This is a genomic window from Vibrio sp. V12_P9A6T4, from assembly GCF_963874835.1.
GTDB lineage: Bacteria > Pseudomonadota > Gammaproteobacteria > Enterobacterales > Vibrionaceae > Vibrio > Vibrio anguillarum.
On the sequence record NZ_CAWNJO010000126.1, the window covers coordinates 1 to 14,613 of the forward strand.

The following is a 14,613-nucleotide window of genomic DNA, read 5'->3' on the forward strand; positions in this document are numbered from 1 at the left end:
CCATTATTTAGATGAGCAATCATCTTGTAGGGCTATCGCCAAGCGGTAAGGCAGCGGCTTTTGATGCCGCCATCCCCTGGTTCGAATCCAGGTAGCCCTGCCATTATTTGTACAGTTAGCGATAAGATGACCGTAAAAAGATAAGCTGAATCAATAACACTCGGTTTATTTAAAGAATACGCTGCGGAAATGGCGAAATTGGTAGACGCACCAGATTTAGGTTCTGGCGCCGCAAGGTGTGAGAGTTCAAGTCTCTCTTTCCGCACCATGATTTAAAATGGCTACGTAGCTCAGTTGGTTAGAGCACATCACTCATAATGATGGGGTCACAGGTTCGAATCCCGTCGTAGCCACCATTTACAACGATAGTTTGAATAACCAATGTTCAATCTATCTACAGTACAAGTTGCGGAAGTGGCGAAATTGGTAGACGCACCAGATTTAGGTTCTGGCGCCGTAAGGTGTGAGAGTTCAAGTCTCTCCTTCCGCACCATCAATTCAAACCCAGCTTAGGCTGGGTTTTGTTTTATTAGCCTCATAACAATATATCCTTTCCTCCCGTTTAACCGTTGATTCATTTTTCAGATCCATTCTTTGATCACGTGAAATGAGGTATAAAAAAATCCAGCCGAAGCTGGATTTTTAATTTAAAAATTAACGACTTAACCAAGCAAACCAAGAGCAGCATTAGGCGCTTGTTTAGCTTGTGCCAACACTGAGCTTGATGCTTGAGAAAGGATCTGCGATTTAGTCAAGGCAGTGGTTTCTTTCGCAAAATCAGTGTCTTTGATTCGGCTCTTAGAAGCATTTACGTTTTCGTTGATGTTATCTAAGTTGTTAATCGCATGGTTGAAACGGTTTTGGAATGCACCCAGTTGAGCACGATGGCTGTCTACAAATTGCAGTGCCGCATCAACAATGGCAACTGATTCTTGCGCGCCACCCACAGAGGTGACATCAATGGTATCGACTGTCACATCTTTTGCCGCTTGGAAACTCAGTTCACCCGCTAAGCTGCCACCAAAGGTTGCTACGCCATCAATACGGTTGCTATCAGTAAAGATTTGCAGTTTGCCTTCATCGTCAACAGAAGCTTTTAACATGTCGGTTTGACCATTGATGTAAGTGGCCAACTCTTCGATGTCATCGCCATCTTTTGCACTTAGGTTGATGGTTTGCTCGCCAGTACGTTTGTCAGTCAACGTAATGGTAAGGTCATTAGCACCCGCTTTAACGGTCCAATCTTTATCTTGTCCATTTGCCGCTTGGTAACTCTTACCGCCCATCATTGCGTTGTCGCTGCGCATATTATTTAGGCTTAGCATGACCGCTTCACCGTTATCCGCACCGATTTGGAATGATTTCGTCTCAAAAGTACCATTGAGCAACTTATTACCACCAAACGATGTAGTTTCAGCAATACGGTTGAGTTCGTCATTCAGCGCGGTGATCTCTTCTTGAATCGCTACGCGGTCGGCTTTCGAGTTCGAACCATTTGACGATTGTAGAGATAAGTCACGCATACGTTGCAAAATGTTGGTAGTTTCGTTCATTGCACCTTCAGCTGTCTGCGCAATTGAAATGCCATCATTTGCGTTGCGCACGGCAACATCTAAGCCTCTGCTTTGAACGTTCAAACGGTTAGAGATTTGCAAACCTGCTGCGTCATCTTTTGCGTTATTAATTTTGAAGCCTGATGATAAACGTTCCATTGATAACTGTTGCGCATTGCTAGCACTGTTTAGGTAGCGTTGTGCTGTCATAGCTGAAACGTTAGTGTTTACATTAACCGCCATAGTGGTTCTCCTATTGATTTTCCGACTTAGCGTCATAGACAAACGGTTTCCGACGTCTCGGAAAACCAAGTAGTTCTCTCAAAGTACTATTATTAGCGACTGCGGTTAGGAATCCTTTAACGGGAAAACGACGATTTCGTAAAAAATAACCAATATCGATTAAAAGTGGGATAAACGCTGCAAAACTGGCTGAAATACAAAAATAGCATTAAAGATTTGACGTGATTGGTCGGCTTCACGGGCGATTGAGGAGCATTGATGAGAGCAAGAAGTTATAGATAAAGAAAAGCCCCTTTTCCTTTGAGAGAACCGGGGCTAGTTGGTAGCCAGAGCCAATGTGGAGATCAGAGAAATGAACACATTACCGACTGACCGGGGCGCATGATTATCTATGACTATAAAGCAGGGTACATCTTGAGAGAGCTTTATATTCGGCCATAATCATACTTTGCCAAGGATTCCTTCACCTAACCCACGTCTGAGCTGTTGGATGAAGGGTCCTAACATTACTGCAATAGTGACATTGCAGAATTTGGCAACTGTTTTGCTTGAGCGAGAATCGAGGTACCCGCTTGTTGCAGAATCTGTGCTTTCGTCATTTGCGTGGTTTCTTTCGCAAAATCTGTATCTTTAATTCGACTGTTGGATGCTTCAACATTCTCTTGGATATTAGCCAAGTTGTTGATGCTATGGCTTAAACGGTTTTGCTTCGCACCAAGCTCTGCCCGTTGTGAATCCACATATCTCAACGCAGCATCCAGAACGCCCACTGCATTTTGAGAACCACCAACTGAGGTGATATCAATATCTTGAACCGTCGTCTTAACGCCCGGCCCACCGTTTAGGCCAAGTTCGGTTGCCAAACCACCAGAGATGGCAAGGTCACCTTGTAAATTCGGTTCTGCGGCAAAAATTTGCAGTTTACCGTCTTGATCAACCGATGCTTTAAGCTTGTCGGTTTGACCATTAATGTAAGTCGCTAACTCTTCAATATCATCGCCATCTTTGGCTAACACATCGAGAGTGACAAGCTCACCAGCTTGGGTAGTGAATTCAAATTTCAAATCACGCGCACCCGCTGGCACTCCCCAATCCTTGTCCTTTCCTTGCTCTGCAAGGAACGATTGGCCACCCATACGGAAGTCATCAGCACGTATGCTGGTAAGCCCCATAATGATCGCCTCACCTGAGCTCGCACCAATCTGGAACGATGCTTCACCGAACGAACCGTTGAGCAGTTTACGTCCACCGAATGAGGTTGTTTCTGCAATACGGTTTAACTCATCTTGCAATGCGGTCGACTCTTCATCCAAAGCTTGTCGCTCTGACGCCGAGTTGGTGCCGTTTGCTGATTGAAGAGCAAGATCACGCATACGTTGCAAGATACTGGTCGACTCATTCATTGCCCCTTCCGCGGTCTGAGCAATCGAAATACCGTCGTTGGCATTACGCATTGCCACATCTAGGCCACGAGACTGAGCGGTTAAGCGGTTTGAAATTTGTAAGCCTGCCGCATCATCTTTAGCGCTGTTGATTTTATTACCTGATGATAAACGTTCCATCGAGGTATTTAATTCACCCGTCGCTTTATTAAGGTAACGCTGAGCAGTCATTGCTGAGACGTTAGTATTTACTGTAATGGTCATAGTTTGCTCTCCTAGTGAGTTCGCAAGCTTTTTGCGAAGCGGCCAGCTTTACTCTCATTTGGAAGCACTGACCGTGAACTTGCTAAATCCGCTATTTGCCGATTTAAAAACTTGTTGTATCAACTCTGATATAGACAATTCAATTAGTATGCCAACTTTTAAAACATCTGATATTAAAATTAATATTCTTTGTTTTTTAATCACTTAGAAGAAATTCATTCATTCTATCTTTGTGAGTGAGCATCCAGTTTTTTCTCGTTAGCAACAGAGTTGCCACTTTCGTTTGCCGCTCTATTGCCTCTTTATCTCTCGATAATAGATGAGCAATTTCCAGGCCAATTTTTCAACACATTCCACTCTTCGCGCATATGGCTTAGCACATAAGGCATTGAAGATTAGATATAGTTGAAAAGGGTCAAATCTTTCGTTTTACCAAAAGCCAGTTGTGAAGCCTGCAACGCACGTGAATTCTCATTAAATTCAATCACCGCTTCTGCGTAATCGAGATCTTCAAAGTTACTTTTTGATTTCGCTAAACTGATTTTGAAATCTTCATGCTGTTCTTGTTGAATATCTAAAGTGCTCAAGCGTGCACCGACATCAGTACGCACTTTATTGAGATGAATAAAGGCGGCATGAAACTCTTCCGTAATTTGATGCAGTTTCGCTGTCGTCGACGCATCCGATACGGAGCCTTGCGAGAGCTCAATCGCGTCTTTATAGCTATCAAATAAGGTAAAGGTTGAACGCGGCTCTAGGCTTAACACATCACCTTTCGAGATTTGCCCTTTTACGTGCACCGTCAGATCTTGATATCGAATGCCTTTTTGTGGATCAAACTCATCGGCCTGTACCACGCTGCCATCTTTCTCTAATTGGTAACCATATTTGCCGTTAGCCATATCAACAAACGTCACGGTATAGCGTGATGTATCATTCGAGTCTAAATTGGTTGCACGCTCCAGCAGTAACTCTGAACCTTCGTTTAATTGATAGTTTGGTTCGTAGTTACCAAACGGGTTATCAATCTCCATAAACACTTTATTACCCGGATTATTGAACGGGATCTCTAAGCTGTTGGAGATACGCATTTTGCGCTGATAATCATCGCCGGAATAAGTCACGTTACTGGCATTATCTCTAAAAAATGGCTGATTCTTCGGCTTGGTGCCGGCAAACATGTAGTTACCAGACTCATCTTGCGTATTTGCTAGTTCAATTAAGTTGTTGAACATCTCTTGCAGCTCACGCGCTTTCGCTTCTCTATCTTCTGGAGAGAATGAGCCGTTAATCATTTCCATGACCGTACGCTTTGCCTCATCGGTCGAGCTTTCCGCATTGGCAATGATTACTTCTTGATGTTCTAAGCGGTTTCGAACCAGCACTATTGCATCAAGATATTGGCGTAATTGCTCTTCTTGCTGCCCTACTTTTTGGATGTAATGAGTGGCTAATGGACTATCGCTGGCCGAAAGCAACTTTTTACCTGACGCTAGCTGCGCTTGGTTATGATGGATCTTTGATTCTTGACGGCGCATATCGTTTTGCACCGATTGATAGTTATGGAAGCTCGATATTCTGGTTAACATTTATCGCCTCCTATCTCAGCTGCAAAATCGTGTTGAAAGTATCATTAGCCACCTGCATGATGCGTGAGGAAGCCATATAAGCTTGTTGGAACTTCATCATGTTCGCGGCTTCCTCATCAAGGTTGACTCCGGAAATGGACGCAATGCGCTCCTGCGCTGACTCTTTTTCAAGCCTGGCCACGTCACTTAAGCGTGACGCGGTGGCCAGCTGCAAACCAAAATCAGTATTGAGATCGTGATAAACCCCGAGCACGGTCGTTTCACCGCCATTGAGTTTTTTCTCCGTTTGAATTTGCTGCATCTTACGTAAATTGCCGTTATCACCTTCTGAGGGGACAAGGTTTGCCGTAAATTTATCATTGGGTAGCGCGCCAGCCGTCAATTCAAACGTTGTACCAAGCACAGTAATCGAATTCGATGGTGGGTAGGCCTGTGGTTCTAGCAGCACGTTGCCTTTGGTATCCGTGACCGCAAATTGATCGCCCGTTGGTGAGATCACCACTTCAAATTCACGCAACCCACCTGCCGATAAAATATTAAATTTTGCCTGCCCTTGGGCAAAAGTGGTGGAGGCTTCATAACTTTGTGCGGCAATGGCTGTCGGATCGTTGGTCGCCATTTTCATAATAGCGGCACCATTACGCGTTGGACGCAGCAATATGCGCTCCCCTGCTTGAGGGGCGTTGCGAATCTCAACTCGCATTCCATCTAAAAATAAACTGCTGCCAACGACCGGAACGTTAACCCGCTCGCCCGTTGGCTTTAATACGGTATAATTGCTGCCGTTGTACTGTAGGGAGTATTCACCACTTTTCAACGCTGAAGTATCTTCGATATAGACCGCCATATCGGCTTTTGAATTGCCAGCGATGATCGCTCGCGAGCGGGCATTGACTTCAGAGTTCACATCCGTAAACAACGCTCTTCCTACATTGCCACGTAAGTCCAAGCCTTGTAATTGCAATTTGTTAACTTCATAAGAGAAAGATGTTGCCATGCGGCCAAGTTCATCCATTAAGTAAGGAATGTGCTTATCTCGCATCGTAAACAGCGCACTTAACTTACCGCCAATATCCTCAGTGGTAATGGTCTTGATCCCTTTGCCTTCAATCATGGCCAAGCGGCGCTGACTCACATCAGGATAACCATCAACCATCTTCATTTGGCTGGCTTCTGTACCTGAGACGAGCGTGTGCCCGCTCCCGATATGGATGTTAAACCCTTCAGCATTTTTACGTGGCGTCACGGTGACCTTGGTGTATTCAGACAACTCAGCCACCAATTTTTCATGCTGGTCCATTAAGTCATTGTGAGGACCAGGAGTACGCATCATTAAGCGTTGTAAATCTCGCAGCTCAAGCGCCAATTGGTTAATACGCTCAACGGCAACATCTAGCCCTTTGTTGGTCGCATCAGATTGGCGGCGAATGTTCTCGTGAAAATCATTCATGTTTTGAGTGATCAGATCCGCTTTCTCAAGTACAACTTTACGCGCACCTACATCATTCGGGCTGTCGGCGAGGGTTTTAATCGCATCAAACCATTCGTTTAAGTTTTCAGGGATTTTTTTCGAGGCCACTGACGACAATAACTTTGAAAGCATGTCTAAATTTTCTTCGTCGTCACGCTTAAAGGAAAAGCTGGTGGTAGATAGGTTTAATTCATTAACGGCAAATTGATCCCATGAGCGGCGAACTTTTTCCACATGTACGCCCATACCGTAGGTTTCACCACCATATTGGCGAGGCGTATTGGTCCCTTGGATCACAGACTGACGGCTGTAACCTTCTGTATTAACATTAGAAATGTTATGACCTGTGGTGCTGAGTTGTCTCTGAGCGGTAAGTACACTTTGGGTACCTAGATTCAGAAGATCCGACGCCATACTGCCCCCGAAAACCTAATCAAATCAGTGGTTACTGAATATCTAAGTTAGTAATTGCAATATGTATGCCAAAGGAGTTTCAAAGAAGAGATTAGACAAAATAAAGGAAAGATAAAAGCCAGCAAGGCTGGCTTTAGAGGGGTTATTCCATTGCTTCAATTTGAGATTTTACTCTCAGCACTTTTTCAGCATAGTACGGGTCCGTCGCGTAACCAGCAGCGTGCAGGCCACGAATGAAAGACTCATCGCTGCCATTATGGTTCAGCGCCACGGTGTAGCGCGGATTGTCATTGAGAAAACGAACATAGTCATTAAAACTGTCTTGATAATTTCCATAAGAACGGAACGCCGCTTTTTCCATCACGGGTGTATTATCATGATATTCAAGAGTTTGCGTCGCCACTTTCTCACCTAACCAACTTTTATCCGCTTTGATGTTGAATAAGTTATTACTGCTACCACGAGCATTTTGAACAACTTTTTGTCCCCATCCGGTTTCTAATGCCGCTTGAGCAAGTAGCAGTGAAGAGTCAACACCTAATGCCCGCGCTGCTTTTTCAGCATAAGGTTTCATTGAAGCCACAAACGCTTGCGGCGAATCAAATCGACTCGATTCGGCCTTGCTAGGTTCGATCGTCTCTTGCGTTGAGAGGCGGCGGTTGTTACTGCGTTCTATACGGCGCATGGCTTCTTGGAAACCATCTTGCGTCGGGTTGGTTATTGCTGGATCGTTTTTCGAGGTGCCGTTAGCCTGACTGAGCTGCGCCACAATCATATCGGCAAGCCCTAAAGAACCGGAGGCACTGAGCTCGCTCGACATTTGTTCATCAAGCATTTGCCGATAGAAATCTTCGTTTTGGCTGTTGAACATCTCAGATTTAAAATCAGCATTGGCGTCGCGCATCGATTTGAACAACATTGAGGTAAAAATCGCTTCAAACTGTTTGGCTGCGGCCTTGAGCGCCGCTGACTCGCCTTCTTTATCACCGGTTTTTGCTTGCTGACGTAGCTTATCTAAGCTAGCAATATCATGAATAAAGCCAATATCATTGGGATTATTAACCATCTTCCTCTCCTAGATAATGATCAGTTGGCCTTCAATCGCGCCAGCTTGTTTCAATGCTTGCAAAATCGCCATCAAATCTGAAGGGGCTGCTCCCACTTCGTTGACCGCGCGCACTAAATCATCCAAGGTCAAACCCGGTTCAAATTTAAACATTTTACCTTGTGCTTCAGACACTTCTATTTGGCTATTAGGCACCACAGCTGTCTGACCACCCGCTAACGCATTGGGCTGACTGACATTCAAATTCTCTTTAATGGCAACAGTCATACCACCGTGCGTCACCGCAGCAGGTTTTAAGCGCACATGCTGGCCGACAACAATGGTGCCAGTTCGTGAATTGACAATAATTTTGGCTGAGCCATCAGCAGGATCAAACTCAACATTTTCGATTGCAGAAAGAAACGCGACGCGCTGCCCAACATCTCGCGGTGCACGGATACGTACTGACGTTGCATCAACCGCGGTCGCCATCTCTGGGCCTAGGAAGTTATTCACTGCATCTGCCATACGTTGCGCCGTGGTGAAGTCAGATTCAAGCAAATTGAAGGTAATAAAATCGCCACGGCTAAAAGGTGTTGGTACTTCGCGTTCCACCATAGCACCGCCTGAAATCAGACCAACCGTTGGGTTATTGCCGACAATTTTAGAACCATCAGCACCGGTGGCACTAAAACCACTGACCACTAAATTACCTTGGGCCACGGCGTAAATTTGACCATCCAACCCCTTAAGGAAGGTTTGCATTAGAGTGCCGCCACGTAAACTTTTAGCAGAGCCAATCGAAGAAACGGTGACATCGACACTTTGACCTTGCTTGGAAAACGCCGGCAATTCGGCCGTGACAATCACGGCGGCAACGTTCTTTGTTTTCGGTTTAGTGCCCGGCGGCAATTGAATGCCGAAATTTTGCAACATGGCGTTAAAACTTTGGTCGGTGAACGGTGTCGATTCGCCCGTTCCCGGTAGCCCAGTAACTAGACCATAACCCACTAATTGGTTACTCCGCACGCCCGCAACTTGAGAGACATCTTTGATACGGGCCGCTTGTGCATGGGTTGCGATGAGCAACAGACTTAAAACAAGCAGGGTGAATTTTTTCATGGTCTAGTACCTTAATTTCTACGTTTCTTTACGCCAGAACTCCGGCGTTACAGAGAGACATTAAAGAATCGTGCCAAGAATCCAGGTTCTTGCATATCTTGATTGGTGCCTGTGCCTGAATATTGGATGCGTGCATTAGAAATACGAGTAGAAGCAATGGTGTTGTCAAAGTCGATATCATCGGGACGAATGGTACCGCTTAAGCGAATGTATTCATCGCCAGTGTTCAGTGTGAGCCATTTTTCACCACGGATGACTAAGTTGCCGTTGGCGAGTACTTCAATCACTTCAACCGTGATCGAACCAGAAATACTGTTACTTTGGTTGGCTGCAGAACTGCCATTGAACTTGTTGTCATTTTTCAACGCATAAGAGAAATTATAATCACCCACAGTGAGATCTTTACCGCCGACAGCGAGTGGATCCATAGACGCATCATTGGATTTGGATAGATCCGCATCAGCACTCTTGGCCGCTTTAGTACTTTCATCAAGATTGACGGTAATAATATCGCCAATGCCACGCGGTTTTGAATCATCATAAAGACTGTTCATTTGTGCCAAATTAAACAGTGAACCAGTTTCCGCGGCATAATGTTCCGGTTTCTGTTTTGGATGAATGGGAGCCCAAGCAGGATCACCGGCTACGGGATCGGAACGCTTACGCATTGAGTCCAGTAAACCAGAACCTTCTTCTGCAGACTTATCCCCTTCAACCGCGTCCACCACGGTTGTACCTTGAACCACTTCAGGAGTATCGACCGGTGGCGGCATTAACGAGCAACCAGACAAAGCAGTAACAAATACAAGACTCAATAGACGTTTCATCGCAGCATTCTCTTAGTTAATGATTAGAGTTGTTGGTTCACAAAACTCATCATCTTATCGACTGCTGAGATGACTTTTGAGTTCATTTCGTAAACGCGTTGCGCTTCAATCATGTTGACCAACTCTTCTGTGACGTTCACGTTAGAGGTTTCAAGCATGGATTGACGAACATCACCGAGGCCGTCAAGCCCTGGCACCCCTTCTTGTGGATCACCACTAGCACCGGTCGGTAGATACAAGTTTTGACCAATCGGCTCTAGACCGCCTGGGTTGATAAAATCAACCGTGGTAATTTGTCCAACCACTTGGTTATTTTGCTGGCCACGAAGCCTAACTGACACTTCACCATCATTACCGACAGTAATAGAGATTGCATCAGGTGGAATAACAATTTCCGGCTCTAAATTATATCCAGCACCGGACGTCACAATCGCCCCTTCGTCGTTGAGGGTAAATTGACCATTTCGGCTATAAGCGATATTGCCATCTGGCATCAGGATTTGGAAAAAGCCGTCACCTTCAATCATCATATCGAGGCTATTGGTCGTGGTTTGTACGTTGCCGTGGGTATGCACTTTTTGTGTTGCCACGACTTTAGAACCCGCACCAAGCATCAAACCGCTTGGCAGTTTGGTATTTTGCGAAGATTGACCGCCCGGTTGATTAATATTTTGATAAAACAGATCTTCAAATACCGCGCGACCCTTTTTAAAACCAATAGTCGAGGCGTTCGCTAGGTTGTTTGAGATAGTGGCAATATTGGTTTGTTGGGCATCAAGCCCGGTTTTACTTACCCATAATGCAGGTTGCATAGTAATCTCCTTTAACGCTTATCAGCTCATACGAAGTAATGAGTCGGACGATTTGTCCATCTCTTCTGCGGTGCTCATCATTTTGACTTGCATTTCAAATTGACGTTGTAGCTCAATCAAGCTAGTCATCTCACCCACCGCATTGACATTACTGCCTTCCAGCGCACCTTTTAATAGCTTTACGCTAGCATCTGCTTCGAATGCTGCATTAGGATCTTTAGCACGAAATAAACCATTCGTATCTTTGTATAGGGATTGATTATTGGGGCGAACCAGTTTAATTCGGCCTACCACTTCCATCGCATCGGCTGGAGCGCCTTGCGGACGAACGGAAATAGTACCGTCATTACCGATTTCTACTTTACTCAATGGAATAGGTAGAGTGATTGGCGCGCCCGTTCCATCTAGCACTAGATGGCCGCTACCATTTATGAGCATGCCATTTTGGTCAATGCTTAGGTTGCCACTACGGGTTAACCCCTCTTTGCCGGTTTTATCCATCATGGAAATCCAACCGTCACCTTGAATGGTGATATCGAGATCGCGCCCTGTGGTAATGACACTGCCTTGCGCAAAATTATGTCCCGGACGTTCTGTCATGCTAAACACGCGGCTCGGTAACCCTTCGCCATAAGCTTGCATTGAGCGAGCTTGCGCCAAATCAGCACGGAACCCCGTGGTACTGACGTTTGCTAAATTGTTCGCTCTTAATTGCATGGCTTGCATGTTTTGCTTTGCGCCACTCATGGCGAGAAACAGTGCGCGATCCATAATCTGCTCCAATAATCATCGTTCGATCATTAAAAGCAATTGACGTGCCAACTTATATTTAAACTAAAAATCAATAGGTTAAATGTAATTGAACAAAAAACAGGGAGGATATAACGAAGATTGCCGCGAACAGATGGCAACAATACCAAGCTAACATTGCCGCTAACTTGGTATTGCCATTGGATGACGTTAAAAGAATTAACGGATCTGCAGTATGTTTTGTTGTAGCTGGTTGTGAACTTCAAGCGCACGCGAGTTCGCTTGGAAGTTACGCTGAGCAGAGATAAGATCCACCAGCTCTTGAGTCATATCAATGTTGGATTGTTCAATAACACCATTGCTGATGGTACCAAATGAGCCTTTGTTTGATTCACCCCAAATTTTATCACCGGAGAATTGAGTCGAATCCCACTGCGTACCGCCTTTTTTATCTAAGCCTTGTTCATTGGCTACGCGGACAAGCCCCACACGTCCTAGAATGGTATTTTGACCATTTGAGTAAGTGGCTAGCACACTGCCATTTTCATCGAAATCGATCTTCGTCAAAAAGCCCGTGGTTGCGCCATCTTGTACAAATTTAGTCAACTCAAATGGAGCGGCAAATTGCGTAGCCGAATCGAGACTGAACGACAATGTTTGGTTAGCATCCGCACCGTTGAGTTCAACTGGGTTTGCCCCCAAACCTAAAGGCTCGGTTACAATTTGCTGACCATTATTCATGCTAGCTAGCGTACCATCATTATTAAACTTCATGGTATGCCCAATATGACCCGTCGGCGTAGTGGCATCACCACCAACTACATTGATCGGTTTCTCACCCGTTTTATCCGTCACGGTGTAATAGGTTTGCCATGTGTTAGCTTGCGTCTGATCTTTGAGGTAATAGGATGTCAACTTATAAGGCTGACCCATCGAATCGTAGATCGTAGATGAGGTGGTACGGTTGTACGTCTCAGGATCAGTAATATCAAACAAGGTTGGGTCTTTTAACTTACCATTAGCTGGCAAGTTCGCGCCAAGTTCAACATTGGCTGTCTGTTTAGGTTTACCAAACTGAGCAGGAATATTGATAGGTTTTGGCTCATACGAAAGAACATCACCAGTATCAGGGTTAACATCATAGCCAAGTAAAAACTCGTCATTTGACGTTACCATGTAATCATTTTTATCGAGGTGGAAAGCACCATTTCTGGTCAACTCATTTTGTTGAGGCGTCAGCTTATCTTTCGCAACCGCAAAGAACCCCGTTCCCGCAACGCGCAAGTCCATCGGGTTATTAGTATAAATACTGGAACCTTCGTGAAATTGTTGTGCCACTTTGTTCGCCTGAACACCTTGACCTGGAGTCGTTTTGGAGTTGGTAAACAATGAGGTTGAGTAAACATCACCAAACTCAGCACGCGACTCTTTAAAACCAAAGGTATTCGCGTTAGCAATGTTGTTACTGGTGGTGTTCAGATCTAACTGAGCTGCGGATAAACCGCTTAATGATATATACGACATTCCAAAATCTCCTATCTAGCTAGCATATCTACTCTATAAAGAGTTACGCTTTGCCAACTTCTAGTACTTCAGCAAGTTTAACTGGCGATGTAAATCCAGCCAGATTGAGCAGTACGTTACCATCACCTTTACCCAGCAGAACGCTATTGACGTTTGCGTAAGTCGATACCGCAAACTCCTTGCTTTCTCCATCGAGCAAACCCGAAGCTTTCACTTGGTATTTGCCGCCCGGCAATGGATTACCGTTTTGATCGTTACCGTCCCATTCAACGCGATTATCACCGGCTGATTTAGCCCCGACATCAAAGGTACGAACCAATTGTCCAGCTTCATTCTCTATTCGGACAAACAAGTTCTCTAAACTTTGAGGAAGTTTGACCATCGCAGCCATCCCAGCACCCTCTTTTTTGATCCCTGCCGCTCCCGGTACTAACACATCACGGCCAACCAGTGATGAAGCCTGTAGAGCTTGGTTGGATGTCATCGACGAGTTGAGACTCTCAAACTGAGTGTTCATTTTGCCGATACCATCAACTGTGGCAAATGACGCCATTTGGGCAATCATCTGGTCATTACTGACCGGTTTAAAAGGATCTTGCTGAGCCAGTTGTTTGGTGAGTAACGATAGGAAGTCTTCTTGTTTAAGATCTTGCTTCCCCGTTGTCTCTTCTGTTTTCTTTTGGTCTTGAAGACTTTTCAGCTGGTCAATATAAGACAAGCCGCTTTGACCAATGTTATTTATTCCGGCCATACGCTACCTCCTTATCCTATTGACCCATCTGCAGCGTGCGCAGCAGCATTTGTTTACTTGCATCAGCCACCTGCACGTTCGTTTGATAAGAACGAGAAGCCGAAATCATGTTAGCCATCTCTTCCATCACATTGACATTAGGCTTGTAAATATAGCCTTCATCGTTAGCAAGTGGGTGATCTGGGTTATATTCTGCGTTAAGCGGTTTATCGCTTTCAACAATACCTAATACTTTTACAGGTACATTATGATCACGGTTATAACGCGCTTTACTTAACTCTGCACCAAACACCGCGTGACGCGCTTTGTAAGTATCTTTCGCCGAACTACTCACACTATCCGCATTGGCTAAGTTACTTGAGGTCGTATTTAGACGAACAGATTCAGCACTCATTGCAGAACCAGTCACATTGAACACATTAAATAAGCTCATCTACTTATTCCCCTTTGATTGCTTTCGTTAAGTTCTTGAATTTACTTCCTAAGAAGTCCAGTGAAGCTTGGTGTCTGATCTGGTTTTGCATAAACAAGTTACGCTCTAAATCTACGTCCACCGTGTTGCCATCACCCGTATCAGGTTGAGTCGGAATTCGATAGAGACTCTCGCCAGTTACTTTCGTGGAGGCAGATATATGCCGACCATCCGTACGGCTAAGACCAATGCTTGCCCCTGAACTTGCCGCCTGCAATGCTTTTTGAAAGTCCATTCCTTTTGCTTTAAAGCCCGGTGTGTTCGCCTGTGCAATATTGGTGGAAATCACCTCAGCATTGCGCTCACGTACACCAACCGTGTGTTGGTGAATACCTAATGCGTTATCAAAAGAAATAGCCATGTTTGCCTCTACACTAAAAACTGACTGTTATTA

13 protein-coding genes and 4 tRNA genes are annotated in these 14,613 nt (G+C 45.0%); 4 read left to right on the forward strand and 13 right to left on the reverse strand.

The window, feature by feature from the left end; all coding sequences use genetic code 11:
• The first annotated feature begins 28 nt into the window (after positions 1–28).
• From AACQ42_RS17070 to AACQ42_RS17085, 4 genes are all read left to right on the forward strand, one after another.
• Positions 29–103: transfer RNA gene (locus tag AACQ42_RS17070), tRNA-Gln, on the forward strand.
• A gap of 80 nt (positions 104–183) precedes the next feature.
• Positions 184–268 (forward strand) — tRNA-Leu (locus tag AACQ42_RS17075).
• A gap of 11 nt (positions 269–279) precedes the next feature.
• A tRNA-Met gene (locus AACQ42_RS17080) sits at positions 280–356 on the forward strand.
• 52 nt (positions 357–408) lie between these two features.
• A tRNA-Leu gene (locus AACQ42_RS17085) sits at positions 409–493 on the forward strand.
• Positions 494–662: 169 nt separating this feature from the next.
• Here AACQ42_RS17085 and AACQ42_RS17090 read toward each other — a convergent pair.
• The 13 genes from AACQ42_RS17090 to flgB form a co-directional block, all read right to left on the reverse strand.
• Positions 663–1,796 (reverse strand): flagellin, encoded by a 1,134-nt coding sequence (locus AACQ42_RS17090; RefSeq protein WP_094166217.1) that lies wholly within the window; start codon positions 1,794–1,796, stop codon positions 663–665.
• A 506-nt stretch (positions 1,797–2,302) separates the two neighbouring features.
• Positions 2,303–3,442: a flagellin gene (locus AACQ42_RS17095; protein ID WP_017045944.1), complete on the reverse strand. Its 1,140-nt coding sequence runs from the start codon at positions 3,440–3,442 to the stop codon at positions 2,303–2,305.
• A 395-nt stretch (positions 3,443–3,837) separates the two neighbouring features.
• Positions 3,838–5,031, reverse strand: coding sequence for a flagellar hook-associated protein FlgL (gene flgL, locus AACQ42_RS17100; protein ID WP_013856259.1), 1,194 nt, complete (start codon positions 5,029–5,031; stop codon positions 3,838–3,840).
• Positions 5,032–5,041: 10 nt separating this feature from the next.
• Complete coding sequence (gene flgK / locus AACQ42_RS17105) at positions 5,042–6,916, reverse strand: flagellar hook-associated protein FlgK (protein WP_094166218.1); 1,875 nt, start codon at positions 6,914–6,916, stop codon at positions 5,042–5,044.
• 142 nt (positions 6,917–7,058) lie between these two features.
• Positions 7,059–7,982, reverse strand: a complete 924-nt coding sequence (gene flgJ, locus AACQ42_RS17110; RefSeq protein WP_094166219.1) for a flagellar assembly peptidoglycan hydrolase FlgJ — start codon at positions 7,980–7,982, stop codon at positions 7,059–7,061.
• Between the two features lie 9 nt (positions 7,983–7,991).
• Positions 7,992–9,083 carry a flagellar basal body P-ring protein FlgI gene (locus AACQ42_RS17115; RefSeq protein ID WP_013856256.1) on the reverse strand — a complete coding sequence of 364 codons (1,092 nt, stop codon included), beginning with the start codon at positions 9,081–9,083 and terminating at the stop codon, positions 7,992–7,994.
• 47 nt (positions 9,084–9,130) lie between these two features.
• Positions 9,131–9,910, reverse strand: a complete 780-nt coding sequence (flgH, locus tag AACQ42_RS17120; RefSeq protein ID WP_013856255.1) for a flagellar basal body L-ring protein FlgH — start codon at positions 9,908–9,910, stop codon at positions 9,131–9,133.
• A gap of 23 nt (positions 9,911–9,933) precedes the next feature.
• A complete protein-coding gene (gene flgG / locus AACQ42_RS17125) occupies positions 9,934–10,722 on the reverse strand; it encodes a flagellar basal-body rod protein FlgG (RefSeq protein ID WP_010319379.1) in 789 nt (262 codons plus the stop codon).
• 21 nt (positions 10,723–10,743) lie between these two features.
• Entirely contained in the window at positions 10,744–11,493 is a 750-nt protein-coding gene (gene flgF / locus AACQ42_RS17130; RefSeq protein WP_026027903.1) for a flagellar basal-body rod protein FlgF, read from the reverse strand.
• Positions 11,494–11,691: 198 nt separating this feature from the next.
• Complete coding sequence (gene flgE / locus AACQ42_RS17135; RefSeq protein WP_026027395.1) at positions 11,692–12,996, reverse strand: flagellar hook protein FlgE; 1,305 nt, start codon at positions 12,994–12,996, stop codon at positions 11,692–11,694.
• 43 nt (positions 12,997–13,039) lie between these two features.
• Positions 13,040–13,747: a flagellar hook assembly protein FlgD gene (gene flgD, locus AACQ42_RS17140; RefSeq protein ID WP_013856252.1), complete on the reverse strand. Its 708-nt coding sequence runs from the start codon at positions 13,745–13,747 to the stop codon at positions 13,040–13,042.
• Between the two features lie 16 nt (positions 13,748–13,763).
• Positions 13,764–14,180 (reverse strand): flagellar basal body rod protein FlgC, encoded by a 417-nt coding sequence (flgC, locus tag AACQ42_RS17145; RefSeq protein ID WP_010319383.1) that lies wholly within the window; start codon positions 14,178–14,180, stop codon positions 13,764–13,766.
• A 4-nt stretch (positions 14,181–14,184) separates the two neighbouring features.
• Complete coding sequence (gene flgB / locus AACQ42_RS17150) at positions 14,185–14,580, reverse strand: flagellar basal body rod protein FlgB (RefSeq protein WP_013856251.1); 396 nt, start codon at positions 14,578–14,580, stop codon at positions 14,185–14,187.
• Positions 14,581–14,613 lie beyond the last annotated feature (33 nt).

Coding starts and splice junctions, on each gene's coding strand:
- flgL (WP_013856259.1), bottom strand. CDS start 5,031: ATGTTAACCAGAATATCGAGCTTCCATAACTATCAATCGGTGCAAAAC.
- flgC (WP_010319383.1), bottom strand. CDS start 14,180: ATGAGCTTATTTAATGTGTTCAATGTGACTGGTTCTGCAATGAGTGCT.
- flgD (WP_013856252.1), bottom strand. CDS start 13,747: ATGGCCGGAATAAATAACATTGGTCAAAGCGGCTTGTCTTATATTGAC.
- flgG (WP_010319379.1), bottom strand. CDS start 10,722: ATGCAACCTGCATTATGGGTAAGTAAAACCGGGCTTGATGCCCAACAA.
- flgK (WP_094166218.1), bottom strand. CDS start 6,916: ATGGCGTCGGATCTTCTGAATCTAGGTACCCAAAGTGTACTTACCGCT.
- flgF (WP_026027903.1), bottom strand. CDS start 11,493: ATGGATCGCGCACTGTTTCTCGCCATGAGTGGCGCAAAGCAAAACATG.
- AACQ42_RS17090 (WP_094166217.1), bottom strand. CDS start 1,796: ATGGCGGTTAATGTAAACACTAACGTTTCAGCTATGACAGCACAACGC.
- flgJ (WP_094166219.1), bottom strand. CDS start 7,982: ATGGTTAATAATCCCAATGATATTGGCTTTATTCATGATATTGCTAGC.
- AACQ42_RS17115 (WP_013856256.1), bottom strand. CDS start 9,083: ATGAAAAAATTCACCCTGCTTGTTTTAAGTCTGTTGCTCATCGCAACC.
- AACQ42_RS17095 (WP_017045944.1), bottom strand. CDS start 3,442: ATGACCATTACAGTAAATACTAACGTCTCAGCAATGACTGCTCAGCGT.
- flgH (WP_013856255.1), bottom strand. CDS start 9,910: ATGAAACGTCTATTGAGTCTTGTATTTGTTACTGCTTTGTCTGGTTGC.
- flgB (WP_013856251.1), bottom strand. CDS start 14,580: ATGGCTATTTCTTTTGATAACGCATTAGGTATTCACCAACACACGGTT.
- flgE (WP_026027395.1), bottom strand. CDS start 12,996: ATGTCGTATATATCATTAAGCGGTTTATCCGCAGCTCAGTTAGATCTG.